Origin of the sequence: Mesobacillus subterraneus, assembly GCF_023715485.1 — a bacterium.
Classification (GTDB): domain Bacteria; phylum Bacillota; class Bacilli; order Bacillales; family Cytobacillaceae; genus Mesobacillus; species Mesobacillus subterraneus_B.
The window spans coordinates 1-25790 of sequence record NZ_JAMBOF010000013.1; the positions used below are offsets into that span (position 1 = coordinate 1).

24 protein-coding genes, 1 rRNA gene, 2 pseudogenes and 1 riboswitch are annotated in these 25790 nt (G+C 41.1%); of the genes and pseudogenes, 12 read left to right on the plus strand and 15 right to left on the minus strand.

All coding sequences use genetic code 11. The features are described from left to right. Both M3204_RS17285 and M3204_RS17290 read right to left on the minus strand, forming a co-directional pair. Positions 1–105: ribosomal RNA gene (locus M3204_RS17285) — 16S ribosomal RNA — on the minus strand; the annotation flags it as partial. A gap of 497 nt (positions 106–602) precedes the next feature. After that, positions 603–785, minus strand: coding sequence for a hypothetical protein (locus tag M3204_RS17290; protein WP_251484735.1), 183 nt, complete (start codon positions 783–785; stop codon positions 603–605). Positions 786–1584: 799 nt separating this feature from the next. On the opposite strand from M3204_RS17290, the gene M3204_RS17295 reads away from it, so the two are divergent. Continuing rightward, the gene (locus M3204_RS17295) at positions 1585–1785 is read left to right on the plus strand and encodes a cold-shock protein (protein ID WP_009791915.1); all 201 of its coding nucleotides are present in this window, start codon (positions 1585–1587) and stop codon (positions 1783–1785) included. A gap of 251 nt (positions 1786–2036) precedes the next feature. Here the strand turns inward: M3204_RS17295 and rpmG are convergent. Together rpmG and M3204_RS17305 are read right to left on the minus strand one after the other, a co-directional pair. Then, positions 2037–2186: pseudogene (gene rpmG, locus M3204_RS17300) on the minus strand (50S ribosomal protein L33). 49 nt (positions 2187–2235) lie between these two features. Further along, positions 2236–3137 (minus strand): annotated as a pseudogene (locus M3204_RS17305) (CobW family GTP-binding protein); the annotation flags it as partial. A 164-nt stretch (positions 3138–3301) separates the two neighbouring features. On the opposite strand from M3204_RS17305, the gene M3204_RS17310 reads away from it, so the two are divergent. The 3 genes from M3204_RS17310 to M3204_RS17320 all read left to right on the plus strand — a co-directional run bounded on the left by M3204_RS17310 (position 3302) and on the right by M3204_RS17320 (position 6474). After that, on the plus strand, positions 3302–4408 hold the full coding sequence (locus M3204_RS17310; protein WP_251484737.1) for a metal ABC transporter substrate-binding protein: 1107 nt from the start codon (positions 3302–3304) through the stop codon (positions 4406–4408). A gap of 90 nt (positions 4409–4498) precedes the next feature. Next, positions 4499–5494: a permease gene (locus M3204_RS17315; protein WP_251484739.1), complete on the plus strand. Its 996-nt coding sequence runs from the start codon at positions 4499–4501 to the stop codon at positions 5492–5494. A gap of 11 nt (positions 5495–5505) precedes the next feature. Continuing rightward, the gene (locus M3204_RS17320) at positions 5506–6474 is read left to right on the plus strand and encodes a TIGR03943 family putative permease subunit (RefSeq protein ID WP_251484741.1); all 969 of its coding nucleotides are present in this window, start codon (positions 5506–5508) and stop codon (positions 6472–6474) included. Between the two features lie 113 nt (positions 6475–6587). Here M3204_RS17320 and M3204_RS17325 read toward each other — a convergent pair whose 3' ends face one another. Next, on the minus strand, positions 6588–7481 hold the full coding sequence (locus M3204_RS17325) for an oxidoreductase (RefSeq protein WP_285857038.1): 894 nt from the start codon (positions 7479–7481) through the stop codon (positions 6588–6590). A gap of 661 nt (positions 7482–8142) precedes the next feature. On the opposite strand from M3204_RS17325, the gene qoxA reads away from it, so the two are divergent. From qoxA to qoxD, 4 genes are read left to right on the plus strand one after another with little or no spacing between them, the layout of a single operon-like run. Next, complete coding sequence (qoxA, locus tag M3204_RS17330; protein ID WP_251484753.1) at positions 8143–9168, plus strand: cytochrome aa3 quinol oxidase subunit II; 1026 nt, start codon at positions 8143–8145, stop codon at positions 9166–9168. Next, on the plus strand, positions 9158–11137 hold the full coding sequence (gene qoxB, locus M3204_RS17335) for a cytochrome aa3 quinol oxidase subunit I (protein ID WP_251484755.1): 1980 nt from the start codon (positions 9158–9160) through the stop codon (positions 11135–11137). The genes qoxA and qoxB overlap by 11 nt, the downstream gene beginning before the upstream one ends. Further along, positions 11127–11732, plus strand: coding sequence for a cytochrome aa3 quinol oxidase subunit III (gene qoxC / locus M3204_RS17340; RefSeq protein WP_251484757.1), 606 nt, complete (start codon positions 11127–11129; stop codon positions 11730–11732). The genes qoxB and qoxC overlap by 11 nt, the downstream gene beginning before the upstream one ends. Next, positions 11733–12032 carry a cytochrome aa3 quinol oxidase subunit IV gene (gene qoxD / locus M3204_RS17345; protein ID WP_251484759.1) on the plus strand — a complete coding sequence of 100 codons (300 nt, stop codon included), beginning with the start codon at positions 11733–11735 and terminating at the stop codon, positions 12030–12032. Between the two features lie 140 nt (positions 12033–12172). Here qoxD and M3204_RS17350 read toward each other — a convergent pair whose 3' ends face one another. After that, a complete protein-coding gene (locus M3204_RS17350; RefSeq protein ID WP_251484761.1) occupies positions 12173–12382 on the minus strand; it encodes a hypothetical protein in 210 nt (69 codons plus the stop codon). Positions 12383–12595: 213 nt separating this feature from the next. Further along, positions 12596–12705, plus strand: a riboswitch (TPP riboswitch). A 104-nt stretch (positions 12706–12809) separates the two neighbouring features. Between M3204_RS17350 and tenA the strand changes: the two genes are divergently transcribed. After that, positions 12810–13499 carry a thiaminase II gene (gene tenA / locus M3204_RS17355; RefSeq protein ID WP_251484768.1) on the plus strand — a complete coding sequence of 230 codons (690 nt, stop codon included), beginning with the start codon at positions 12810–12812 and terminating at the stop codon, positions 13497–13499. Between the two features lie 244 nt (positions 13500–13743). Here the strand turns inward: tenA and M3204_RS17360 are convergent, their stop codons facing one another. Then, entirely contained in the window at positions 13744–14559 is an 816-nt protein-coding gene (locus tag M3204_RS17360; RefSeq protein ID WP_251484770.1) for a DUF2935 domain-containing protein, read from the minus strand. A 177-nt stretch (positions 14560–14736) separates the two neighbouring features. On the opposite strand from M3204_RS17360, the gene M3204_RS17365 reads away from it, so the two are divergent. Continuing rightward, positions 14737–15204 carry a hypothetical protein gene (locus M3204_RS17365; protein WP_251484773.1) on the plus strand — a complete coding sequence of 156 codons (468 nt, stop codon included), beginning with the start codon at positions 14737–14739 and terminating at the stop codon, positions 15202–15204. Between the two features lie 68 nt (positions 15205–15272). Further along, positions 15273–15434 carry a hypothetical protein gene (locus M3204_RS17370; RefSeq protein ID WP_251484775.1) on the plus strand — a complete coding sequence of 54 codons (162 nt, stop codon included), beginning with the start codon at positions 15273–15275 and terminating at the stop codon, positions 15432–15434. A 318-nt stretch (positions 15435–15752) separates the two neighbouring features. Here M3204_RS17370 and M3204_RS17375 read toward each other — a convergent pair whose 3' ends face one another. Together M3204_RS17375 and M3204_RS17380 are read right to left on the minus strand one after the other, a co-directional pair. After that, the gene (locus M3204_RS17375) at positions 15753–16919 is read right to left on the minus strand and encodes a TraB/GumN family protein (RefSeq protein ID WP_251484777.1); all 1167 of its coding nucleotides are present in this window, start codon (positions 16917–16919) and stop codon (positions 15753–15755) included. Positions 16920–17355: 436 nt separating this feature from the next. Further along, positions 17356–17913, minus strand: a complete 558-nt coding sequence (locus M3204_RS17380; RefSeq protein WP_251484779.1) for a YdhK family protein — start codon at positions 17911–17913, stop codon at positions 17356–17358. 171 nt (positions 17914–18084) lie between these two features. Here M3204_RS17380 and M3204_RS17385 point away from each other — a divergent pair, with 171 nt between their 5' ends. Further along, positions 18085–20040: an alkaline phosphatase family protein gene (locus M3204_RS17385; protein WP_251484787.1), complete on the plus strand. Its 1956-nt coding sequence runs from the start codon at positions 18085–18087 to the stop codon at positions 20038–20040. 100 nt (positions 20041–20140) lie between these two features. Here M3204_RS17385 and fdhD read toward each other — a convergent pair whose 3' ends face one another. The 6 genes from fdhD to M3204_RS17415 all read right to left on the minus strand — a co-directional run bounded on the left by fdhD (position 20141) and on the right by M3204_RS17415 (position 25758). Continuing rightward, positions 20141–20935, minus strand: coding sequence for a formate dehydrogenase accessory sulfurtransferase FdhD (gene fdhD, locus M3204_RS17390; protein ID WP_251484797.1), 795 nt, complete (start codon positions 20933–20935; stop codon positions 20141–20143). Positions 20936–21049: 114 nt separating this feature from the next. Continuing rightward, a complete protein-coding gene (locus tag M3204_RS17395) occupies positions 21050–21190 on the minus strand; it encodes a hypothetical protein (RefSeq protein WP_251484799.1) in 141 nt (46 codons plus the stop codon). A 20-nt stretch (positions 21191–21210) separates the two neighbouring features. Continuing rightward, complete coding sequence (locus M3204_RS17400; protein ID WP_251484802.1) at positions 21211–21423, minus strand: heavy-metal-associated domain-containing protein; 213 nt, start codon at positions 21421–21423, stop codon at positions 21211–21213. Positions 21424–21436: 13 nt separating this feature from the next. Continuing rightward, on the minus strand, positions 21437–21934 hold the full coding sequence (locus tag M3204_RS17405; protein WP_251484804.1) for a DUF1641 domain-containing protein: 498 nt from the start codon (positions 21932–21934) through the stop codon (positions 21437–21439). Then, on the minus strand, positions 21909–24890 hold the full coding sequence (fdhF, locus tag M3204_RS17410; protein WP_251484806.1) for a formate dehydrogenase subunit alpha: 2982 nt from the start codon (positions 24888–24890) through the stop codon (positions 21909–21911). Before fdhF ends, M3204_RS17405 begins: the two co-directional genes overlap by 26 nt. After that, positions 24883–25758, minus strand: coding sequence for a formate/nitrite transporter family protein (locus M3204_RS17415; protein ID WP_251484808.1), 876 nt, complete (start codon positions 25756–25758; stop codon positions 24883–24885). The genes fdhF and M3204_RS17415 overlap by 8 nt, the downstream gene beginning before the upstream one ends. Positions 25759–25790: the final 32 nt, after the last annotated feature.

A 25790-nucleotide genomic window follows, 5' to 3' on the forward strand; every position in this document is an offset into this window, starting at 1 on the left:
TCCGCCGCTGATCTTCAAAAGCAAGCTAATGAAGATCCGCTCGACTTGCATGTATTAGGCACGCCGCCAGCGTTCGTCCTGAGCCAGGATCAAACTCTCCAATAAAGAGTTATGAGTTAGCTCATAAAGTTAAAACGTTGGCTCATGATCTTCTATATAATAGAAGCCATGAAAATTTATTGTTTGTTGACGCTTGTTTGTTTAGTTTTCAAAGAGCAATTTACGTTGCCGTTTCAGTGGCAACTTTTATATATTACCATGTTGCTAGATTGCTGTCAACACTTTTTTAATAGTGTTAGTCAAACGGTGAAGTACTCCGTCTGTGTTTAATCATATTACCATCAGTGTTGTTTAAGACGCAACAAACAGATTATGGTAAAAAGGTAAATTGAATTCTATAAGCCGAGTTAACATTATTATATAGAAGGAAGTCGTCCGGCAATAAAAATGCCAGACAACCTGTCCTATTTCATTTTCTTTTAACCATGGGTAATCTTTTTTCTGCCAGACGTTTGGGTATTCAAACCTTCAGGCGGCAAATAAAAAGCCTCTTTGATCTAAGTAATTGTTCTAGTTTTCCACTTTGGACATACATTTCTAATTTACATTCCCGGCTGATGCTTTTTCAGTTGCTCATCAATAGCCTTATCCCTTTCTCCGCCATCTGCAAGTTCTTCAGAAAATTCGTGTTCTGACAGGCCTTGTTTCCCGACAAGCTTGGAACTTGCGATTGTTTCAGCTGAAAGATTATTGTTAGGAGCGCCTTGCTCATTCCATTTCTCCATCGCTTCACGACCCTTTTTTTAGATTACTATTTGTTAAAAGAGGCATTTTCATTCCAAAAAACAATAAAAGAAGCCGATTGCTACCTCCTCATTGATGAATGAAGATGTCATCCAGGGCACTCCCCTTACTTATCATTATGCAGAACTTCATTGCTAAAATAAGATTCAAAAATATGCGTGCTTAATTATTTACAGTATGAAGGCGCTTTTATCGTGAACCATGAGTATAACTTCGGAATGGATTTATTGACTCAAGCGGTCCGAGAATCCAGCTTCCCCTGGTTATCAGCAAATATCATCCTTTCAAAGACTTGCAAACCAACGTTTGAATAGCCTTATTTTATAAAAGAATTAACAAACGGTCTGAGAGGTGCAGTACTCGCTGTAACGACTCACTATATTCCGGACAGGAAAAATCCTGAATATTATAGAAGGAATAGATTTTCGTGATGCGTTCAAAACTACAAAAAATGGGTTGAACGTTTAAATGAGACGGAGAGATATATATTGAAGAATGAACTGATGAGGACTTTAAGAGTAGTACAAGATTATAAAAATCCGGAAAAACATTATAGGTAATTAATCCTGAAATTCAATTCAAAAACAGCGTGTCTACTGAATTGAACAGTTTTGCCAAATTAATAGTTACTATTTAATTTGCTATTCATACCAGTATCTGTTATTATGAAGTAGAATTATTTTTGTTCGGTGTAAAGGATAGAATATTTTCGTCTTAATGATCACCTTTGGGCAAGGATAGTAACAAATTGTGCGTGTAATGCACTAGGAGGAAACAAACATGGAACAAGGTACAGTAAAATGGTTTAACGCAGAAAAAGGATTCGGATTCATCGAGCGCGAAGGTGGAGACGATGTATTCGTACACTTCTCAGCTATCCAATCTGAAGGTTTCAAATCATTAGACGAAGGTCAAAAAGTAACTTTCGACGTTGAGCAAGGCGCTCGTGGACCACAAGCTGCTAACGTTCAAAAAGCTTAATATAGCTTGATAAAAGCAGATCCTACAAGGATCTGCTTTTTTTATTAAATAAATTTGGACAGTAAAAAACCTGCTCCAACGCAAGAGCAGGTTAATGGTGCAGGTAAAGTAAAGCAATAAAAAGGTTTAATTAAGTATAGCACAGTGAAATTAGATATCCTATTTATTTTAAAAAATATTTTTAAATGCCCTTTACAAAAACTTTCTGGGTTTTGCAAATACCATGGAAAACCGGACTATAAAATGAACAATTACTTTGTTTCTCTATGCAAGGTGTTTTTCTTTAACCGCGGACAGTATTTCATTAATCCTAATCTATCAGGGTTATTCCGCTTATTTTTTGTCGTAATATAATTGTGGTCACCAGTTTCTGTTCATGCTAAAGTTATATTTACTCTCACAACTGAGTCCTCCTAAATTTAAATTTAATTAAGCCTCCCCGTTAAATTATCAAGCAGTGAAGGCTGGGACCTGATCATTCATTATTGACCAATCCATGGTCATTTTTTGATCATCCAATTGCCATTCATCAAACCTTATTTCTATTTCATCTCTGTTCATATCGACTCCTATAAACACAATTGCTATTATTCGGTCCCATATAGTTTGTCCCATTTTGCCAGTAGTTCAGGTTCATCGATAAGGATCTGATCCTTTTCCTCTTTAGGATATGCCGCAACCCATTCCCCTGCTGCTTGTAGTGTAATCGAAGGTCCTGCTTGGGATAGTAATCCCGCAACATTATTCCTTGTTGCCAGCCAGAAAAAAACTTTTGCCCTAACTATCCTGCGGTACACAAAGGAAGAGTTTCCACATTCTACGGTCTCAGGGGTACTCCTTGATCCAGCCTGCTCCCTGGCTTACTTTTTAAAAATCAAATAAACCCGTTTCAAGAATTTCGCAGAGTGGTATTTCAGAATGGGCAGCCTCTATTATCCTCGCATCAGGATTTAATTTGTGCAGTATGGCTTTTAATTCTATTACAGACTCCTCATCCACCAGATCGGCCTTGTTCACAATCAGCACATTGGCAAACTCAATCTGGTCAATTAATAAATCGACCACTTTCCTTGTGTCTTGTTCATCAGTCCTCTGCTTTCTGTCTAACAGAGTCTCTCCCGAGGAAAAATCATGCCAGAATCGAATAGCATCTACCACGGTTACCATAGTGTCCAGCTTGCAGCGATCAGATAAATTTATTCCGAGGCCCGCGTCAATATATGTAAAGGTTTGCGAAACTGGAATCAGCTCCGAAATGCAAGATGACTCAATCAGTATATAATCAATATCTCAGATTCAATCAGTTTTTCAACTTCTATGATTAAATCTTCCCTTAACGTACAGCAAATACATAAAAGACGCGAAAGCGTTACAGCACATAGCAAAAATAAATCGTAATGATTACGAAAATCATTTACAAAAGCTGATTCGTATTTTAAACTATAAATCGTAATCATTTCGATTAAGGAATAATACATATTCATCCTTAAAAAAAAGAACCCGGAGGTAAGAGGAAATGAAAAGATTATTATTATTATCGATTTTAATTATGGGCACTATATTGGCAGGCTGCTCATCTACTAAAGAGGTTGAATCAATAAGCCAAACCCACACTGAAAAACTCAAAATCTATACTACTATATTCCCGCTTCAAGACTTCACGAATAAAATTGGCGGAGACTTTGTAGACGTTAAGAGCATCTATCCACCCAATGTAGACGCTCACAGTTTTGAACCATCCACAAAAGATATGATTAACCTTGCCAAAGCGGACCTTTTCATCTATACAGGTGCAGGAATTGAGGGATTCACAGAAAAAGCAGCAGAAGCTCTTAAGAACGAAAAAGTTGTGATTGTAAGAGCCGTCGAAGGAATACGACTACTTGAGATGAACGAGGAACACTCCCACGCGGAGGAAAGCAATTCAAAAATCGAAATTCACGAAGAGGATGCCGACCATTCCGAAGAGGAACATCACGAAGAGGAAGCCGATCATTCCGAGGAAGAACACATCGAAGCTGAAACCTCTGATTCCAAAGAGGACAATAAAAAAAATGACAGTACCCATTCCGGAGAAAACGAAGATCACGCTGAACACGGCAATTATGACCCTCATGTCTGGCTTGATCCATCATTATCTATACAAATAGCTTCTAATATTAAAGATTCTTTAATCGAGCTGATGCCAGAAAAAAAGACTGAGTTTGAGGATAATTATAAAATGCTTGAAAAAGAACTTACTGCACTGGACAACGAATTCAAGCAAGTCATCGATAATTCTAAAACTAAATACTTGTTGGTTGCCCATGATGCTTATGGTTATTGGGCCAACCGTTATGGAATCAAACAAATTGCTGTTAACGGTCTTTCCCCTACTCAAGAGCCGACACAAAGGGAATTGGCAGATATCATAAAAGAATCGAAAGAACATCAAATTAAATACATTGCCTTTGAACAAAACGTGTCTCCACGGGTAGCGGAAATTATCCAAAAAGAAATTGGAGCCTCGGCTTTAACTCTAAACAACCTGGAGTCGATTACTGAAGAGGATGTTAAAAATAATGAGGATTATTTCAGCCTGATGAGGAAAAATCTCGAAACACTCAAAAAAGCTTTAAACTGATAGATTTAATTCTATTTAATAGTAATAAATCGAAATTTAAAAAGTATATTAAAACTAGCAAATATTAAATTAAAAATCCAGGAGGGTAAAATGATCAGGCTGCTCCGTTCAAATATTTTAGATATCACTGGTTTCACTGTAATATTAGCTTTGTTGTGGCTGCTAAGCCTCGGTTCAGGTCTAAAAGAGACGATTGTAATTCCGCCATCTCTATTAAATTTAAATACTATTTTTCTGAGTATTTTAATAGAAGCCTTCCCCTTCGTACTGATCGGGGTTCTAATAGCAGGTATGATCCAAATCTTTGTGACTGAGGAGCATATCAGTAAATGGATTCCCAAAAACAAATACATGGCAATTGTAATGAGCTGCTCAGTTGGTGCGCTTTTTCCTGCGTGTGAGTGCGGCATCGTCCCGATTGTTAGAAGGCTGGTAGGTAAAGGCGTGCCAGTGGCTGCTGCTATCGGATTTATGCTGACAGGACCGCTTATAAATCCAATCGTTATCGCCTCAACCTATATGGCATTTGGCAATGATGTTAAAATTGCTGCATTGCGAATGAGTTTGGGGTTTATTATTGCACTCATTGTTGCCTTTATAATTGGCAGTTTATTTAAAGGAACTCAATTCAAACAATCATTTTCAGCTGTAACCCATTCACATATAAATAACAAGAACTTCTTCGAGAAATTTTGGTCAATGCTGCAACATTCCATAGATGAATTTTTCGATATGGCGAAGTATTTAATAGCCGGGGCATTCCTCGCTGCGGTCGTACAAACATACATGCCGGCTAAGTCATTGCTTGAAATAGGCAGTGGGACTGCCGCATCCTTGGCAGTCATGATGGGACTTGCTTTCTTCTTGTCTCTCTGTTCAGAGGCAGATGCCTTTATTGGAGCATCCTTCAGCAGTATCTTCCCGGCAACATCCATTCTTGGCTTCTTGATTTTCGGGCCAATGATTGATTTAAAAAACACTCTTATGATGATGAGCGTGTTCCGTTTTAAGTTTGTTATGTCGGTTCTTGCAGTTGTCGCTGGCACTGTATTTATTATTCTAATGCTGCTCAGCGGCTTGCTTTAGGAGGTGCGGAGATGAAATTTCATGCACAGCAGGCTGCTAGGTCCCTTATTCTGCTCGGCTTTTCCGTGTTGATTTATATGATGCATTACACAGGAGAAATCCTGTTATTTATCAATCCGAAATATCTATTGCTCAGTCAGGCTGCAGCCTTTATATTTTTAATTTTATTTTTCATCCAAATCACAAGAGTTTGGACTTTAAAAAGCGCTGATGCATCTGAGAGCTGCGGTCATGAAGATGGCTGCTGTTCACAAGATCATGACCATAATCATGATCATGGCGATACACCTTTTTCTGTAAAAAAACTAGTCTCCTATTCTATTATCCTTTTGCCATTGCTTACAGGCTTCCTCCTCCCGGCAAAGGTATTAGATTCTTCGATTGCAGATAAAAAAGGTGCCATGCTCTCAATTGCGGGTTCAAGTAAAAAGGAAAATAATAAGGAAAGCGTTAATGGAAATCTGTCAGGACAGGATACAAATAATAATGATCTACAAACCGACCAAGATTCCATATCTACAGAAGATACAGCAACTGTTACTGGATATGAGAATGAGAAATCCGAAGCGGAATATGAAAAACTTATGAAACAATTGCAGGAAAGTCCTCTAATAGATTTTAACGAAAGTATTTTCTCAACGTATTACGAAGAAATAAGCTCTAATATCGATAAATTCCAGGGGCGAAAAGTAAGTCTGAATGGGTTTGTCTATAAAGAAGAAGGATTCTCAGAGAACCAGCTGGTTGTCTCAAGGTTCCTGGTAACACACTGTGTAGCTGATGCAAGTATTATTGGGTTTCTTTCAGAATTCCCAGATGCGGGGAAAATACAGAAGGATACTTGGATTAGGGTCGAAGGTGTGATTGAGAACAGCACATATATGGATTCACCTATTCCTTTGATCAAAGTAACAAAATGGGAAGAGATCAAAGAACCTGAATCACCTTATCTATACCCAATAAGTATCAGAAGAAATTAGGCATGGAAAACTCCCGTGAATTATTATTTATGATGCTGCCATAACTAAAAAAAACCAGATCCGTCCAGGAATTTGGGCGGATCTGGTTTTTCTATTAATGACTTAATTTCCTGTTAAAATCCAAATTTCACTCCAGTTAATTTCTCCGAAACATCCCAAAGTTCAGCCATTATTTCTTTATTGTAGACTTCTGCTGCAGGTGTCTCTATCACAGGATTCCCTTTCCTGTTCCCTCTTCCATCCGGGCCAATATATTCTCCTCCCTTTAGACTGTCTTCAGTTGCAGCGTATATTGTTGAAAGTGCGCCCATTTCTGCTGGCTGAAAGAACATCTTCATCAGCGCTTTCATAAACCCTGGTGTCTCCGATCTTCCTAGCTTGAAAAGGTTGGTATTGGATATCCCTGGATGGCAGGCAATACTGATAGCATTGATCCCATGCTTTTTTAAACGATTATCTAACTCCCTTGCAAATAAAAGATTGGCAAGCTTGCTTTGGCCATAAAACTTCATCGCCTTATAACCCTTCGATCCATCGAGGTTATCAAAATCAATTTTAGCACCTCTGTGTGCAATGCTGCTTAATGTCACGATCCTGGAATCGGGAGTTTTTTTAAGGATCGGCAATAACAGTCCCGTAAGCGCAAAATGACCGAGATGATTGCTGCCAAATTGCAGTTCAAAACCATCTTTTGTCTTTCCGTATGGCGGAATCATAACACCTGCGTTATTAATTAAAGTGTTCAATGAATCATACTTGTTCTTAAAAGATTCGGCAAAAGTGCGAATACTATTAAGGTCGGCTAGATCAAGCTTCATCACTTCTACAGAAGCTTGATGATGGACATTCATAATATGATCCACAGCCGACTGTCCTTTTTCCTCATTACGTACAGCAAGAATTAAATGCGCCCCTCTTCCAGCCAAATTTTTAGCAGCTTCCAGGCCTATCCCACTGTTGGCTCCTGTTATGATCATTATATTTCCTGCTAAGTTTTCTTTTAACAAAATCACGACACCCCTGTTTTTTAAAAATACTAGTCTTTGTTTCCCGTTTATAATAACTTGTTGCAATAAAAATCTATTTGCAAATCTTGATTTCTTCTATGGTATCATAATTGGGCGGATTAACCATTGATTTATCTCTCGATTCATTTATAATTCTTACTAAACACATAGGAATTATTGGAGGGATGATATATGGATTTTTTTAAGGAGAAATGCCCCGTTTGTAATCAAATATTGAAGGTGAAAAATAACCCTTCTTGTAAATCGATTATTATAAAATCATGCCCCGAGGATCATTATGAAAAAGAATTCCACCCGGCATTTGAAACCTATATCGAATGCCATAAAGTATCTTAATATAACAAGCAGGGACTCGAATTTGTTGGGTCCCTGCTTTTTTGCTTCCTATTTTTCGTCAAGCACTATTTCAAAATATTCACCAAGCTGACATTAATTGTTTTCATAATTTGTTCACAATTGTCACTGAATCCGTAACAATTTCCATGTTAGAATCATTACAAATAGACCAGTGTGATTTTTATCACACCTTTTGCCACAACTTACCGCATACTCTGGAGTCAATTTCGACAACATTGTGAACAAATGAGCAAAAGTATGTGATATAATGAACAAGGTTTTCAATCTGAAAGGAGCTGCAGTGATGAAGAAATCCAAACTACTATTGGTCTCTCTCACCTCGATCATGGCTGTGCTGTTGCTTAGCGGCTGTGAGAATAATATGGTCGTTTTCAATCCGCAGGGACCAATCGCAAGACAAATTCTTGAGTTGATCAACTTCTCAATCGCACTGATGCTTTTGGTTACAATCGTTGTATTCGGACTATTTGCATTCATAGTCTGGAAATACCGTGAACGCAAGGACAATATGAGTTACGAGCCTCCAGAAGAACACGGCAGTACAGTACTCGAAATTATTTGGACAGTCATCCCAATTTTAATCATCGTCGCGTTAACCATACCAACGGTCAAGACGATTTATGCAATAGATGAAATACCACAAGGCTACGAAGATAAGGAACCTTTGGTCATTAACGTAACATCGGCTGACTGGAAATGGATATTCAGCTATCCAGAGCAAGGAATCGAAACAATCAATTACGTAAATATACCAGAGGACAGGCCAATCGATTTTAGGCTGACATCTGCAGGTACGATGCAAAGCTTCTGGATTCCAGCCCTTGGGGGTCAAAAGTATTCGATGGCAAAAGCTGAAACTCAGCTCTATTTAGTAGCTGATAATCCAGGATCTTACGTTGGGCGAAACACAAACTTTAATGGGCAGGGTTATGCAGGTATGGAATTTGAAGTCCTTTCGCAAACTCAGAAAGAATTTGATGAATGGGTCAAAGAAGTAAAAGAAACTGCTCCAAAGATGACTTTATCAGAGTATGAAAAAATGCTCGAGCCTTCACACTTTGGACGCAAGACATTCTCAAACACACATCTGGAATGGGTTGACCATTCAGACCCGCACTCAAAGAACTATACAAATCCAGAAATGTATGACAGAGGACATGGCTGGCCTGGAAAGATCTTTGAAGACAAGGATAATTACAAGAATAAAGACGGAAACACTGTAAATACGAAACACGATAACTCTGAAGATATGAATCACAATGAATCTGAAACTGATGATTCTCACGGGGGTGAACATAGTGGGCATTAAATGGGATGAATTTTTCGTAACAGGAGATCCTTTAATTTTCGCTTCACAAATCGGTATTGCTCTTACAATGATTGGAGCGCTTGCCGCACTGACCTATTTTAAAAAATGGAATTACCTTTGGACTGAATGGCTAACAACAGTTGACCACAAGAAGATCGGGATCATGTACATTCTGATGGGAGTCTTGATGTTCGTCCGCGGCGGTATTGACGGCTTGATGATGAAGGGCCAGACTGCTGTTCCTGAAAACGAGTTCCTGAATGCTCAGCACTATAACGAAGTATTCACGACTCACGGTGTCATCATGATTCTATTTGTGGCGATGCCGCTATTGATCGGTTTAATGAACTTTGTGATTCCGCTGCAAATAGGAGCGCGAGACGTTGCTTTTCCACAGCTGAACGCTCTCAGCTTTTGGCTGACATTCAGCGGTGCGATGCTTTTCAATATTTCCTTTATAATCGGTGGTTCTCCAGATGCTGGCTGGACTTCCTACTTCCCTCTCGCCGGGAAAGAGTTCAGTCCCGGCATTGGTAACAATTTTTACGCCGTAGCCCTGCAGATTGCCGGTGCCGGTACCTTAATGACTGGTATCAACTTTGTGGTCACAGTGTTAAAAATGAGAACCAAGGGCATGACGCTGATGAAAATGCCGATGTTCACATGGACATCTTTCATAACATCGATCATCATCGTAGCGAGCTTCCCGATTTTTACTGTGGCACTTGCATTGATGACGTTTGACCGGACATTTGGCACGCATTTCTTTACCATTTCCGGCGGCGGTATGGATATGCTCTGGGCAAACCTTTTCTGGCTATGGGGACACCCAGAAGTTTACATTGTTGTATTGCCAGCATTCGGTATGCTGTCAGACATTATCTCAACATTCGCTCGTAAAACACTTTATGGCTATAAATCAATGGTCATTTCGATCGTGATGATCTCGGTATTAAGTATGCTTGTCTGGGTTCACCACTTCTTTACGATGGGCAACAGTGCGGGAGTAAACTCATTTTTCTCGATTACAACTATGGCGATTGCCATCCCGACCGGGGTTAAAGTATTCAACTGGCTGTTCACAATGAGAAAAGGCCGGATAAAGTTTACGACGGCGATGCTTTGGTCACTTGCTTTCGTCCCTAACTTTGTCATCGGCGGTGTGACTGGCGTCATGCTTGCGATGGCTGCGGCTGACTACCAGTATCACAATACATTATTCCTTGTGGCGCACTTCCACTATGTATTGATTCCAGGGGTTGTCTTCCCGATTTTTGCAGGTCTTTACTTCTGGTGGCCAAAAATGTTTGGTTATATGTTGAATGAAAGAATCGGAAAATGGCACTTCTGGCTGTTTGTGATCGGCTTCAACGTAACGTTCATGCCAATGTTCTTCCTTGGACTTGACGGTGCAGTCCGCCGTGCATACACCTACTCAGCTGAAACTGGGTTCGGTCCATTAATGATGATCTCGGCAGTTGGGTCGGTCATTCTTGCTGCAGGCTTCGCGGCACTTGTTTACAACATTTACTGGAGCGCTCGCCACGCAGACCGCAATATCGGCAATGACCCTTGGGATGCAAGAACACTTGAATGGGCTACAGCCACACCAGTACAGCATTATAATTTTGCATCCCTGCCTGATGTATCAAAGATTGATGCTTTCTGGCACATGAAAAAGAACAATGAAATTCAGCCTTTGACTGAAGATGAAATTGAGGAAATCCATTTACCAAGCAATACATGGATTCCAATTTACATGGGAGTCATTTTTGGGATTTCAGGATTCCTTCTTGTATTTGAATGGACAATCGCAGCTGCAATTGCCGCATTAGGTATATTTGCCGGATTAGCCTTCCGTTCATTTGATTACGATGAAGGCTTCCACGTCCATAAAGATGAGATCCTTGAAACGGAACGGAAATGGAGAAAAGGTGCGAATAAAGGAGTGAAGAACCATGTCAGCTAAAGTGAATGCAGCTTTGCCGCTTGAGTACCAGACTGAACAAAACAGGATGAATATTCTCGGCTTCTGGATCTTCCTTGGAGCCGAAATTGTTCTCTTCGCTACTCTTTTTGGAGTGTACGGTGTACTCGGTGAACGCTATGCCGGCGGACCTGCACAAAAGGATATATTCGTAGTTAAAGACGTCATGATCCAGACGTTCCTGTTGTTGACGAGCAGTTTTACAATGGGAATCTCGATCTACGAAATGCGCCGCAGTAATATTAAGGGTATGCTTATGTGGCTTGTGTTCACATTATTGCTCGGCGGCGGCTTCCTGTTCATGGAAGTCCGTGAGTTCATGCATTACGTACACGAAGGTGCCACGATGCAGACAAGCGCGTTCCTATCCAGCTTCTTCGTTCTTCTCGGAACGCACGGATTGCACGTAACGATCGGGATTGGCTGGGCCATCCTGTTAATGATCCAGATATTCCAGCGCGGTTTGACCCCAGTCACTGCACGTAAAACTTTTATCTTTGGCCTTTACTGGCACTTCCTTGACGTTGTCTGGATCTTTATCTTCACATTCGTATATTTAGCAGGGTTGGTGATGTAAATGGATAATCATTCTAAAGTCTTTCCGATCAGCCATGTCGTTGGATTCTTTATGTCACTTGTCTTAACCTTCGGAGCAGCTTGGATTGCCCTTCAAAGTTCATTGTCAATGAAGGCGGTCATGTGGATCATCGGCACCCTTGCCGTTGTCCAGGCTGGCATCCAGCTTTATATGTTCATGCATATGAATGAAGGCGATGATAAGGTGACCAATAATATTAATATCCTATACTCTGCTTTCATAGCAGTGGTGATTGTTGCTGGATCTATTTGGGTAATGACGTCCGGACACTCACATTAAAAAAAATGAAACCAGGCGTTCCTTGCGGGCGCCTGGTTTTTTGCTCTATTTTCACCTTTTTCAGTTAAAATCTTTTTTCATCGCGTCTATTTTTCTGGTATAGGACTCCGTTTAAGCACCCCTACATCTACATTGGTACTTTACGCTAATTCACTTTTTTGCCCTTTGATCAATTTTAAACGCGGCAGCTTTCCTTCTTTTCTAAAAAGAGAAAACATCGCGAAATTGAAAACCGCCAGGAACAATGAGAGAACAGCATGCTGAAATCCATGAGAATATAATGCCAGGAATCCGCTTACAACACAATACACTCCAACTGTTAAATAAAAATACATAAGAAGCTTCCCCACTTCTCATTCCCCCACTTTTTCGTATGTATTTCTAATATTAACAGAATTTACGAAAAAATGTCACATAATGTTCACATTTTCTTTTAAGTGTTTTCACATATAGGTTGATACATTACTAACAAACTCAAATATGAAGCAATTTACTCATATTGAAATTCTTGCCTATTTAAAAAACACCATGCTATGATGTTGTAGTGATAACTTAATAACGTTTTTTACCACTAGGGGTGCCTTTTCCTGAAGGCTGAGATTAAAGTGAGACTTTAAGACCCTTGGAACCTGATCTGGATTATACCAGCGTAGGGAAGTGGATTGCTGGAGCATTTTGTCTTTTTGCTGTTGCCAATACAACCACTTTCTCTTTGGAAAGTGGTTTTTTTATTGGAAATTTAAGATTATGTAAAAATCAAAAATGGGAGGTATTTTCATGTCCACATTCACCAACCAACTTCGTAAAGAAGCAAATGCCATCTGGGAAGCAAATTTTGAACATCCTTTTGTAAAAGGAATAGCAAATGGAGATTTATCTTTAGAATCATTTCGCTACTATGTATTGCAGGACTCTTATTATCTGTCCCATTTTGCCAGGGTCCAAGCTATCGGTGCATCGAAGGCAGAGGATTTATTTACGACTTCAAGAATGGCTGCCCATTCCCTGGGGACATACGAAGCAGAGCTTGGGCTTCATGAAAAGTTCATTAAACAACTGGGAGTGACAAGAGAAGAAATAGCCATTTTTCAGCCTTCCCCCACTGCTTATGCATATACGTCCCATCTATACAGAGTAGCCGCTTCGGGAAGTTTAGGAGAACTTATCGCAGCGATTTTACCATGCTACTGGATTTACTTTGAAATTGGACAATTACTGAAGGGCTCAAACCCCGGGGTTCCGATCTATCAGCAATGGATCGAAGCATATGGAGGAGAATGGTTCAGCGATTTAGTGAATGAACAAATCTCGCGGCTCGATGCCCTGGCGCTAGAAGCTTCTTATATGGAAAAGGAAAAAATGAAACAACACTTCTTAATCAGCAGCCAGTATGAATTCCTGTTCTGGGATATGGCCTATAAGCTTGAGAAGTGGCCATTAGTGATTATGGAGGAAGCCATCAAATAAAAACAACGGGAGTATTCCTCCCGTTGTTTGTTTAACCTCTATTTTTGCTTTTACGGTAATAGATATACCCGATTAAAAACGCAAAAAATCAGAAAAATTGGCCAACATGACAATTTTCGATGACTGAGAGCAATTTACTTAAGTCTGCTTAGGGTTTTACTTCCCCTTTTTACGGAAGGAATCGTTAAACCTTCCCCAGTGGAACATCAGAGTTCAAAAATTAACCATACCCTGTAACATAGCCTTACTTAAACGATGGTTTTGTTAAGGAGCAGTTCCTGACTTGTGCCTGCAGTCTCGGTTCGTAATAGCTAAGATGGGTCAGGAAATAACAGGTTTCGGGAAAATGATGCTCTAAAAAACGCAGATTCGTCTTATTCAACAGTGTGTTTTCTTTATATTTCTCGACCATGCTTTTGATGTATTGATTCATTTCCAGAGTGGTTTTCCCTACTTCATATATAAATTCCTGCTGACGGGCAAAACCAGGTTGTTTGACTCGCAAATAATTTTTTAAATGATGGTTTTGGACAATAAAAAGCTGGAATCTGCTTTTAAACCCCTGTGAAACAGTGAGTGCACCTACTTCAATAGGATCTAACATGTTCTCAAACAACACAGCGTGCCCTAACTGGTCTTCCAGCCAAAGGTCCATAATTTCTGCAGCCGACAATCGTACAGGCTCACGTCCCTCTGCCATGTAACTCAAAAGCCGTAAGTATTCCTGATTTTCGCTTAGTGTCCCATTTAAGTAAGTTGGCGACAAATTCAAATTCACTTTGTTATCGATCCTCAATGCTTGCAATGTTCCCTCAAAATCGAAATATGATTTTGCTACAGGCCAAACCTTTCTCGAAAATTCAATCATTACTTGGTCATTATAGTTGGCTGTCCGCGGAATCGTTCGCAAGTCCGCCAGCAGGTCACCATATAATCCGATAAATTGCTGCGCAATATTAACATACTCTGTCTCTGCCGGAGATAATGCATCTCTTACGAAGTAAGCATGGTCCTGGAGCATTTCAAGCCAAAATAAATGTTCATCCCATAGAGTAATCATAAATTCTATCCCTCCTTCTCCTTCTAATAATTACTTTTAAAAAGAGGAAGAAATGATTATTCAGCAAAATTTTAGCGTGTTAAGATATTTATTTTGATTTTCACTTATCTTTTATCCTCAGTTAGAGATAATAAAAAAGATCAAGAATTAAAACTCCGATATAAAGGAGGTTAAATAGTGAAGAAATTGAACTTTTATATATTATTTTTGTTTTTACTCCCATGGCTTTCTCTGCCACTTCTCGGTAAAAAGACGATAACCAAATTTCTTCCTGGCGCTATATTCATGGGATTCTATGTAACGCTAGAAGGGATGTTAGCCGAGAAAAGAAAATGGTGGTGGTTTCCGTTTAAGATTAAGCCAAATGTCCTTGGAGAATTACCTTTAATATGGGGCCCATTTTTCATTGGGTCGTTCTGGATTTTAAAATACACTTATAAAAAGTTTAATTTGTATTTATTGGTCAATATTGTCGTTGACTCACTATTTACGTATTTCATGTTAGATATTTTTAAGAAATTTGGCTATGTGACTTTAGTACGGTTAACTAGATTCCAGCTGTCAATTGTATTTTTAATCAAGTCATTTGTGATGTATGGTTTCCAGGTTTTTTATGACAAAGTGATAAGGGGCGTTTCCGATTAAATGAAACTCCAATAATAATATGAGGAAATGAGCATATTATAAACGAACAAAAAAGAAAGCGAGTTGAGATGAAAATGGCAAGACAAGGGATGCAAAATAAGGACCAAACAAGAGAACAAATTGAGAAACATGATAAAAGAAACGATGTAGAACTCGGCAGTGAATTTCAAGTTGGCAATTCAAAGTCGCAGAGCCAGAAAAAGAGCGGCCAGCAGGTAAATAAGAAATAACAATAAGAGCTTGGGACTCCAAGCTCTTTCGCTTTACAATGCTACTAGATCTCTTTGTTTTTTATCTGCTCCAGTAATTCAACGATTTTTTCATTTGATTTATTCATTTTCCTCAACTGCACTTCCATCGAAAAAATAGTTATTATCACGATTAATCCAATGAATATTTCCACTTATTAACTCCCCCTGAAAAACAATCACCTAATATTTTTTTGATAAAAAAAATACAATTATAAATATTCCATAATATGTAACCTAATCCCTTTTTTAAATGCACAAATAAAAAAGGATGAAATCAAAGTGATTTCACCCTTACTTTTAAAAGTTTTCAAAAAAAGTTTTAATTACATCTGCCCCGCCAATGAAAGTTCCAAACGAAGCACCGATATTAGAAAGTAAGACAATAAGCAGAATCCTGCTTACTTTATTTCGCCAAAAACCTTTTACGCTGAAGACATCTTCTGAAAGAGTTTCAAAATCCCTGACGCTAGGCCTGCGAATATAGGCTTGTGCGAGACCCGCAAACCAGCCTGCTGCAAGCAAGGGATGAAGAGCTGTAAAAGGCGCGGCTACAAAAGCGGTAAGGATGGTCAGTGGATGGCCCATCGCAATAGCAGTTCCTAAAGCGGATAACGAACCGGTCCATAAAATCCAACTGATTGACTGGTCTAGCCCTGCAGATGGGTTAGCGAAAAAAGTAAAAACGATGAGTGCCACAATCAAAATCGGTATACTCCAGCCGATAATCTTCGGCCAATTGGATTTTGGCGGAATCGCCGTTAACTTTTTCAAATCGTGCTCTTTTTTAATTTCTTCTTTTATTCCTGGTACGTGGGCAGCCCCAAGTACAGCAACGATTTTTTCTCCTGGTGCGTCCTTAATCTTCTGCGCCAGATACTGGTCACGCTCATCGATCAAGGGCTTCTTTAGGCGCGGAAATGTTTCAGTAAATTCATTCAGCATCGCATTGATGGTATCTTGTTCCTTCATCTTCTCAAGATCTTCCTCAGAAATGCTATCCCTGCTGAAGATGCTCGTGATAATTTGGCTTAGCAAGATCGCTTTTCCTTTAAGACCAAGATTACCCCAGATCCTTGAAAAAGTGATCTGAATATTACGGTCAGCAAGTACGAGCTTTGCACCTGTCTCCTTTGCTGACTCTATTCCCTGAATCATTTCCTGTCCGGCCTTGATCCCCAGTTCCTTCGCCATCCTGTTTTGAAAAGAAGAAATAGCAAGATTCATCAGCAGCAATGATGCCCTCTTTTCCTTAATAACCTGGATGATGTCCATTTCCTTCCATTTCGCGCCTTCAGTAATTGTTTTATAGCGCTGCTCGTCCAATTCCACACAGACAGAATCCGGTCTTTCTGCTTCGATTACCTCTTTAACCTGCTCAGCACTATGCTTAGAAACGTGAGCTGTTCCAATCAGTATGTATTCTTTTCCATTCATTTCAATTCTCGTTATGTTTTCTTCGACCATAGATACCTTCCTTTATATAAACGACTGCATTCTATCTTATGTATTAATTTCTTATGATTCATTTTCCCATTATAACATGAACCATGGGCTCAATTATAAAGAAAATTTAAAATCCCTATTCCTTACCCCAGTTGGCTTCTGCTCAGATGTCGGTGACGTTCTATCAATATTGCAAAGTTGTACAAGAGAAAAGGCCGCACTTGAGTTTTAGACTCAAAGGGCGGCCTTTCCTTTAATCGTTTATTTTGAGTAGCTTTTAATACTAGTTGTTTTTCGGCTATCAATCATTTTCTTCACGATTGGGTATACGACTGGTCCCCATTTGATTGCGGCCCTGATCAGTTTATTCATGAGCAATCCCTCCTCATTTCTTACTGCTTGTATACCCGGGTTACTGGACAGCCAATCCTGCATTTTTTTGGAAAAGCGTTATAAATTACTTTACCGGAGAAAGTTCACTTTCTGTTACCCATTGGTGGTTCGTGACTTTTTCAGAACCGTCTGTCGGATTAAAATCAACCATATATACCGTCATTTCTTCTGCTGTATCGATTGTTGCTTTTGCTCCTTTCATCCCTTTCATATGATCCGTATTGATCGTTGCCTCATCACCTGGCTTCAATGGGTCGTCACCAGCATCAAGAAGCTCCTCATGGATAACCCATTTATGGTTTTCAACTCGTTCTCCGCCCGTGGTCGGGTCATAGGATAAAGAATAGACAACTGTATCGTAGGCTCCAACAATCGTTGCTTCTGCTCCATCCATTCCTGGCATGTGATCCTCTGTAATAATAGCCATGCTCCCCACTTTATAGGTCGAATTTTCAGCATCCTTCAACCCTTCGGGAAGCTCTCCTGATCCAGAATGGTCCATATTGGCATGGCTGCTATGGTCTGTTTCGCTTTTTTTCTCAACATCACCAGAACAAGCTGTTAAAAAAAGAGCTGTCGTGACCGAAATCATCACCATTAAAAATTTCCCTTTTAGTTTCATATGATTTCCTCCTCTAGTTCTTATATTTAACTTTATAACAGGAAATTGTGCAGAAAATATCGAGCAACAATCACGATTTCTGCTTGCTAACTAAATGGCAAATTTTCAAAAAGTTTTAACTCCCTAAAAAACAGGTAAATTCTCTTTATAACAGCAAAGTAAGGAGCAACTATGTCACCAAGAATCTTTAAAGTACTTATCTTATTTTCAATTATTTTAACGGGTATGGAAGGATCGATTGCCTCGGCAGAAAATGATAATCAGGTGATCCTTATATCCTTTGATGGAATGCGCAATGATTTAACCCGTAAATATGTCAAAGATGGAAAGCTTCCTCATATAGAAGAGGTCATTAAAGATGGGACGATAGCAAAATATGCAAAAACAGTAAGCCCATCGCTTACGGCTCCATCACACGCCGCTATAGCGACAGGAGCAACTCCCCTCAAAACGTCGATTGTCAGCAATGTATGGCAGGAACCAGATGAGGGGCTCACGAACAAGCAAGACGCATTCTTAAGCAAGCTTGAGGTTGACCCGCTCTGGGTAGCAGCGAGGAAACAGGGGAAAACGACGGCAACAGTTGCTTTTGCGGGTGCCAATCCGCAAACTGGGAAACAAGCAGACTATACGATTTATTATGGAGATACATGGTCACCAAGCAGCCAGGAAAAACTGACCTTCACGGAAGCCATAGATTGGAAGCACTCTCCTCAGAGTTATAGTCCTTTAAAGGAATCATCTTTCTCTATTAAAGTCGAGAACGGTAAAAATCAGACCATTCACGTGTTGGCATATGATTCAACAAATGATCAAGAGGTAAACTACAATCAATTTATTGTAGCTGAAAGTAAAGAGGCTGATGCTAAGGCAGTTCAGAATAAGTCCTGGGGATCTGTCATGCTGGAGGTTAAGGAAGGCAAGACAGCCGGCTTTTGGTTTAAGTTATCTCTACAAGATCAAAAACTGGAAAACGGAGCTCTCATCTATCGATCTGCCGTTACCTCGGGACTGATTGATGGACCTGAAGGGTTTTCAGAGGAAATCAGAAATCGATTTGGATTTTTCCCTCCCCAGGATGATGATACAGCTCTGGAAGAAGGCTGGATTTCAAGGAAGGAATATGAACAGATTACTGAAAGATTTGTTAACTGGGTAACAGATGTTTCTCTTTTTATTAAAAACGAATATGAACCTGATCTGCTGATGTTCTATGCCCCGCAAATCGATCATCAGGAGCATAAATATTTATTAACAGATCCAAGGCAGCCAGACTATACGCCGGAAATGTCCAAAAAATACATGGAGTATATAGAATGGGCCTATCAGACAGCAGATCAAGTGGTGGGTAAAACGGTAAAATCTCTTGATGAAAACGATCATCTATTTATTGTTTCTGACCACGGCATGGAACCAGCCCACTCTGCACTGGAACCGAATAAAGTGTTAAAGGACAACGGCCTGCTTGTTTTGGACTCCAAAGGCAAAATTGATTATGAAAAAACAAAAGCAATTGCCATTCCAAGCGGTTCGGCTGCACATGTATATATTAACCTTGAATCAAGAGAAAAAGCGGGAATTGTACCCCAGCAGGATTATGAAAAAGTTAGAGAGGAAATCATACAATCCTTTAATCAGGTTGAGGTGAACAGGAATGAAAACGGACCGGTTGTTTCACATCATCTAAAAGAAATGTGGGACAGCATGTTTAATGAGGGTTTATCACTTACTGCCTTAAAGGAAAATTCCAGGGATTTGTATGGATATCTTATGAACTCTAACATTCATCCATATCAGGACATAAAAAAGATCCCGAAAAAAGGAAATTCAGAAATGAAGGATCAAAATGAGGGAGACATATTATTAATGGCTGCTCCTGGCTATATCATGGGTGAGGGAATGTCAGAGATCGTCAAGCCTTCTCCAGAACTGGGAACCCATGGCGGAGACCCTAATCGCGAAAAATTGAAGGCTGTCTTTATGGCAATGGGTCCAGAAATAGATGAAGGCAAACAAATACAGCCCACTTCGAATTTAGATATCGCCCCGACCATTTATGAAATACTCGGACTTGAAACCCCTTCCTTTGTAGAAGGCAAACCGATAGAAAAATTAAGAGTGAGATAAAAGAAAAAGCGAATCAATTCCCGATTGATTCGCTTTTTCTATTTTCAATTATTTTCCATAGCCCCAGCTTCCGTGTGCTCGAATCAGTATGCTTAATGGTTCAATTTAAATACACTCTTTCTTGCCCTGTATACACATTCAATGAATCATTGCGGATAAATCCTATTGTGGTAATACCTAGGTCCTCTGCAAGCTTCAGTGCCAGTTCAGTCGGGGCAGATTTAGAAAGGACAATTTCGCAGCCGATTTTGGATGCTTTCAATAAAATCTCTGCAGAAATCCTTCCGCTGAAGGCAAGGACTTTATCTTCAAGCGGAATATTGTTTTTCAGGCAATGCCCATAAATTTTATCCAGAGCATTATGGCGGCCGATATCCATTCTTGAAATAACGACCTTGCCTGCCTGGCACAAGGCGGCATTATGGACGCCGCCTGTATTTTGGAAAACGGTTGACGAATCCTGCATTTCCTTCATCAACGAGAAACAATCGTCAGATGAAACCTTCACCCGTACCTTATCCATTTTCTTCGCAGTCAGAGCATCGTTTATGAAAACAAATCCCTGTCTGCCGCCCCCACAACACGAGGTGATATATCTCTTACCTTGAAAGTTAAGAAAATACGGGTTCACTTTCTTAGTTTTGACATGAGCGGTCCCTGCTTTTCCATCGACCCAGAAATCCTCCAGATCATCAAATCGGCGAATGACTCCTTCAGATGCTAAAAATCCTGTTACAAGATCTTCGATATAATCCGGAGAACACACAAGTGTGGCAAACTCGGTCCCATTGATTTTGATTGTGACCGGGTGTTCTGTGACCACACTATCTACAATGCGTTCAGCTCCTCCATTACCTAATCGGAGGACTTCTCGCTTCACTTCAATCGGTTCCAAAGTTTTACCACCTCGTTTCTTATAATTTAAAAATTGTCATTTTCGTTTATAATCTCCTCTTACCGAGACAGCCAAATGGGGTACGAAAAGGATCTAACTAAAAATCAACCTCATCTAAAAGGCCCAATCACCTAAAGTGTGAAACTTCCGGTCCTCACGGCAGCTTTCACATACATGAAGCGTCACAGCCTGAATCATTTCGTCTTCCTGTTTCTCGAAATCCTCTTTTGTCCCGCATACTTCACATAATCTCAAATCAATCACCTCTTATATAATCATTCGCTAACAAGATTAAATCCTGCTTCGCGCACCGCCTGTTCAAAATCATCCGAAGACGCCATTCGTTCATCAAACCGGATTGATACTGTTTTATGCTGCGAACTTGCTTCAGCCTGGGAGATCCCCCAGACATCAAGCATTGCCTGGGTGATTTTTTCGGCGTCTTCCGATGTATTCAGATCGCTGACTTGAAAAGTCTGTTCCTTCATGGTTACACCACCTTTACTCACGCTTTTCCCTGTTCTTCAGGAAGGCTTCGCCCATTCCCTCCATAAAATCGACCATCGTTGTCATCGCGGCGCGAATTTCTGGACTCCGCAGCCTGATTCTCATTTTCCAAATGCTTTGTTTCTTGCCTTGTTCCCCCGTCTGGGACATGCGCTTCAGTCCAAGGGTTACTCCCTGCAAAAGAGTATCAAGCTGGCCTGGCTGCAGACCTCCCAGAAACTTAAATAAACCAAAACCGCTTTTGATGATATTATGGACGGCAGGCTGGTTAACCTGCTGCATGGCAATGACCCCTACCTCATTACGCTGTTTTATTAATGCACCCGCAGTCTCAAAAACATGAACCTCATGGAGCTCTTTTGTCAATTCAATGAATGAAAGAACTGCTTCCTTATTTTCAGCAAGAGCTTTAAGAATTTCATCAACTGCCTGTGCCTGCACATCTGCCTCGTTTGCGATCCCTCTGCTAATTTGCCTGATCGGTTTCGCCATAATGCCCCTCCTTCAAATCATCGATTTCGGAGATTGGAATATAATCCGAACGCTGCCATTTTTCCTCGACCTTCACGCTTATTTGCGGAATCCTGTTCCCAAACCGATGATTATGCTTGGGCAGCGGCGGTTCGCCCGTCGTTTCAAGCACTTCCATTTTAACGCTCATTTCCTTATAAGCCGGAGTATGGGTTATGATGTCATGGTAGCTGCTCGTCAGCCTGTTAACGGCTTCATTATCCTCTGCAGAGTTCATCGGCAAATAAAGTTCCTTGCCCTTAACCCTGTCCGTGACTATTACTCGGACTTCAACATGTCCATAAGGAGATGTCAGCCCAACAAGTGCGCCATCTTCAAGACCTCGTTCTGCTGCAAGCTCTGGTGAAATTTCAAGCCAGACATCAGGCACCTTATGAACGAGCCCTTCCGTCTTATGCGTCATATTGCCTTCATGGAAATGCTCCAGCAGGCGGCCATTGTTCAAATGCAAATCATAGTCCCCGCCTGGATCAAATGGTATTGTCCATTCGACTGGAAACAGTCTCGCCTTTCCATCCGGGAATGCAAATTTATCCGTATATAAAAGCGGTGTATCGGTTCCATCCGCTTTTACCGGCCAGACGAGCGATTCCCACTCCTCAAGACGCTCATAGCTGACTCCGGCAAACATCGTCGCAAGCTTTGCTGCCTCATCCATAATTTCCGATGGATGCTGATAATTCCAATTTGCTCCCAGCCGGTTCGCCAGTTCCTGAAAAATCAGCCAATCCGGTTTTGAATCACCCATCGGCTCGAACACCTTGTAAAATCTTTGGATCCGTCTTTCTGTATTGGTAAAAGTACCGTCCTTTTCAAGGCTTGGTGCTGCCGGTAAAATAACATCGGCAAATTGAGCCGTTTTACTGAAGAAGATATCCTGGACAACAAAGAAGTCCAGTTTTTCAAAAGTCGAGTGAACATAGTTAGAATTCGCATCGACAATGGCCATATCTTCACCAAACAGGTAAAGGGCTTTCAGCTTGCCTTTATTGACCGCTTCAACCATATGGTGATTGTCATAACCAGGATTTTCGGGAAGCTTCACGCCCCATGCTTTTTCATACTTCGCCCTGACTGCCTCATCCTGCACGGGCTCATATCCTGGCATCCAAGGCGGAAGTGTTCCGAAATCACAGGCGCCCTGTACATTGTTATGCCCACGAAGCGGGTAAGCTCCAGTGCCAGTGCGACCGTAGTTTCCAGTGACCAACAGCAAGTTGGAGATGGCTGTACTAGTATCGGATGCTCCCATATGCTGAGTCACACCCATCGCCCACAGCATACAGACGGATTTTGCTTCCTTGATCATTTCTGCAAGCGCAAGAAGCTGCTTCATGCTGAGACCTGTTTTTTCAACTGCGTATTCAAGCGTGTATTTTTCCAGTGAAGCTTTAAATTCTTCGACACCGTTGACTCTCTCTGTAAGGAAATTTGCATCCTCCCAGCCCTGGTCGAAAAAGTATTTCGCAATCGCGTTCAGCATAATGATATCTGATCCCGGCTTTGGATGGAGGTGGAGGTCGGCTCTTTGCGCAAGTTCGTTTTCCCTTAAATCAACAACAACCAGCTTTTGGCCATGAAGCTTATGAGCACGTTTGATACGTGTAGCCAAAACTGGATGAGACTCAGCTGGATTCGCGCCAACAACAATGATTAGTTCAGATGCCATGATATCTTCCATCGTCCCTGAATCACCACCGAGTCCAACCGTTCTCATTAAACCGGTAGTCGCAGGAGACTGACAGTATCTCGAGCAATTATCCACATTGTTGGTACCCATGATCGCACGTGCGAACTTTTGGAAAAGGAAGTTCTCTTCATTCGAGCATTTTGATGATGCGATATACCCTATTGAATCTGGACCGTACTCTTCCTTAATGCCGGATAATTTTTCAGCAATAAGCGACAGCGCCTCGTCCCAGGTCGCCTCCACAAATTCATCGCCTTTGCGGATCAGCGGCTTCGTCAGGCGCTCCTCGCTGTTGACAAAATCCCAGCCCCATTTCCCTTTTACACAAGTGGAAATTCCGTTGACCGGAGCTTCCGTTTTCGTCTGGATTTTGAGAATTTCACGATCCTTCGTCCACACTTCAAAGCTGCAGCCGACTCCGCAATACGTACATACGGTCTTTGTCCGCTTAATCCTTGCCTTTCTCATCGCCGCTTCCACTTCAGAGACCGCAAAAATTTCCCGGTAGCCAGGTTCCACTTCTTTTGTCAAATCAATCATCGGGGCAAGGATGTTTGGAGCGATCCCTGTCAGGAAGCCCGCGTTTCCGACCATCGATTTTTCCATCAAAGCATTGCACGGGCATACATTTACACAATGGCCGCAAGAAACGCAGGAAGACTCGTCAATTGGTACGTCATTGTCCCATATGACACGCGGAACTTCGCGGCTCCAGTCGATTGTCAGCGTTTCATTCACCTGCAAATCCTGACATGCCTCCACACACCTGCCACATAAAATACATTGATCCGGCTCATATCGGTAAAATGGATGCGAATTATCTGGCGGATAAGGCTTCGCTGCAAATGGATATTTTTGGTGTGCCAGTCCCATTTCCTCAACCGTGTTATGTATTGTGCAATTCCCGTTGTTGTTATCACAAACCGTGCAATAGAGCTCATGATTCTTTAAAATTCGGGACATCGCTTCATACTGCGCAGCTTTTACATCCCCGGACATCGTATCTATTTTCATGCCTGGTTCGACTTTTAACGTACATGACCTGGCCAATTGTCCATCTGCCATAACATAGCAGGTGTCACATGTCTGGATGGTGCCGAGGTCTGGATGATAACAAATTCCCGGAATGAAAACATCCTCTGCCCGTGCCACCTCTAGAATCTTTTGGCCTTCCATGGCAGGATAATCCTTGCCATTAATATTAACCGTAAAACGTGAATCACTCATTTCCCTGCCTCCTCAAACCGACTTTATTGACCCCTTGTCTCCGAATACCTGTTTTACTGCTCCCCTGTTTCCTTTTGCTTTCCCTGCCAGCACCTTGCTCGAATGTACCTCGATAAGCAATCCAGTAGAACATCGAAACAAACACACTGCCCCCAATGGCATTGCCGATAAAAACCGGAATAAAGTTTCCGATAAAGTCCTGCCAGCTGTAATAACCGGAAAAAATCGCTGCAGGAATCACAAACATATTGGCAACCACGTGCTGGAAGCCGATTGCTACGAATGCCATGATTGGAAACCAGATCGCAAGGATTTTGCCGCCAATGTCTTCTGCCCCATATGCCAGCCAAACTGCGAGACCGACCAGCCAATTGCAGCCAATGGCTGAAACGAGACTTGCTAAAAAGCTTTCATCCAGCTTTCCGCCCGCAATCGCAACTGTCTTCTCGAGGTAAGGTCCATGGGCCGTCAATTCTGCGACCTGTCCAAAAAAATATGCCACGAATAAAGCACCGATAAAATTGAAAACCGTAATCCAAAACCAATTTTTCAGCAGCTTCCCTACCGAAATCCTCTTAGACAGAAACGCCATCGATACAGCCATCATGTTCCCGGTAAGGAGTTCACCGCCTGCAATAATAATAAGGATTAGGCCAACCGGAAAAACAGAAGCCCCAATTAGTGTACTGAACGTTCCCCATTCCTCAGGAAGACTGGCGATGACGCGAATATCAAGCAAGTACCCTAGAGAAATGAAAGCACCGCCTAAAAATCCGAGTACCAGCACACTCGAAAATGGCAGATTCGCTTTCTTCTGCCCATGTTCAGCGGTCAAATGGGCAATTTTATAAGGCGCGTGAAATCCCACAATATCAACTCCTTCAATTTCCCTAATAATAT

Excerpts from the sequence above, each read along its gene's own strand:
- M3204_RS17380 (WP_251484779.1), bottom strand. The coding sequence starts at position 17,913 with ATGAAACTAAAAGGGAAATTTTTAATGGTGATGATTTCGGTCACGACA.
- M3204_RS17385 (WP_251484787.1), top strand. The coding sequence starts at position 18,085 with ATGTCACCAAGAATCTTTAAAGTACTTATCTTATTTTCAATTATTTTA.
- M3204_RS17400 (WP_251484802.1), bottom strand. The coding sequence starts at position 21,423 with ATGAAGGAACAGACTTTTCAAGTCAGCGATCTGAATACATCGGAAGAC.
- M3204_RS17310 (WP_251484737.1), top strand. The coding sequence starts at position 3,302 with ATGAAAAGATTATTATTATTATCGATTTTAATTATGGGCACTATATTG.
- M3204_RS17290 (WP_251484735.1), bottom strand. The coding sequence starts at position 785 with ATGGAGAAATGGAATGAGCAAGGCGCTCCTAACAATAATCTTTCAGCT.
- M3204_RS17315 (WP_251484739.1), top strand. The coding sequence starts at position 4,499 with ATGATCAGGCTGCTCCGTTCAAATATTTTAGATATCACTGGTTTCACT.
- M3204_RS17405 (WP_251484804.1), bottom strand. The coding sequence starts at position 21,934 with ATGGCGAAACCGATCAGGCAAATTAGCAGAGGGATCGCAAACGAGGCA.
- M3204_RS17370 (WP_251484775.1), top strand. The coding sequence starts at position 15,273 with ATGAAAATGGCAAGACAAGGGATGCAAAATAAGGACCAAACAAGAGAA.
- M3204_RS17320 (WP_251484741.1), top strand. The coding sequence starts at position 5,506 with ATGAAATTTCATGCACAGCAGGCTGCTAGGTCCCTTATTCTGCTCGGC.
- M3204_RS17375 (WP_251484777.1), bottom strand. The coding sequence starts at position 16,919 with ATGGTCGAAGAAAACATAACGAGAATTGAAATGAATGGAAAAGAATAC.
- M3204_RS17360 (WP_251484770.1), bottom strand. The coding sequence starts at position 14,559 with ATGATTACTCTATGGGATGAACATTTATTTTGGCTTGAAATGCTCCAG.
- tenA (WP_251484768.1), top strand. The coding sequence starts at position 12,810 with ATGTCCACATTCACCAACCAACTTCGTAAAGAAGCAAATGCCATCTGG.
- qoxD (WP_251484759.1), top strand. The coding sequence starts at position 11,733 with ATGGATAATCATTCTAAAGTCTTTCCGATCAGCCATGTCGTTGGATTC.
- qoxC (WP_251484757.1), top strand. The coding sequence starts at position 11,127 with ATGTCAGCTAAAGTGAATGCAGCTTTGCCGCTTGAGTACCAGACTGAA.
- fdhF (WP_251484806.1), bottom strand. The coding sequence starts at position 24,890 with ATGAGTGATTCACGTTTTACGGTTAATATTAATGGCAAGGATTATCCT.
- M3204_RS17295 (WP_009791915.1), top strand. The coding sequence starts at position 1,585 with ATGGAACAAGGTACAGTAAAATGGTTTAACGCAGAAAAAGGATTCGGA.
- qoxA (WP_251484753.1), top strand. The coding sequence starts at position 8,143 with ATGAAGAAATCCAAACTACTATTGGTCTCTCTCACCTCGATCATGGCT.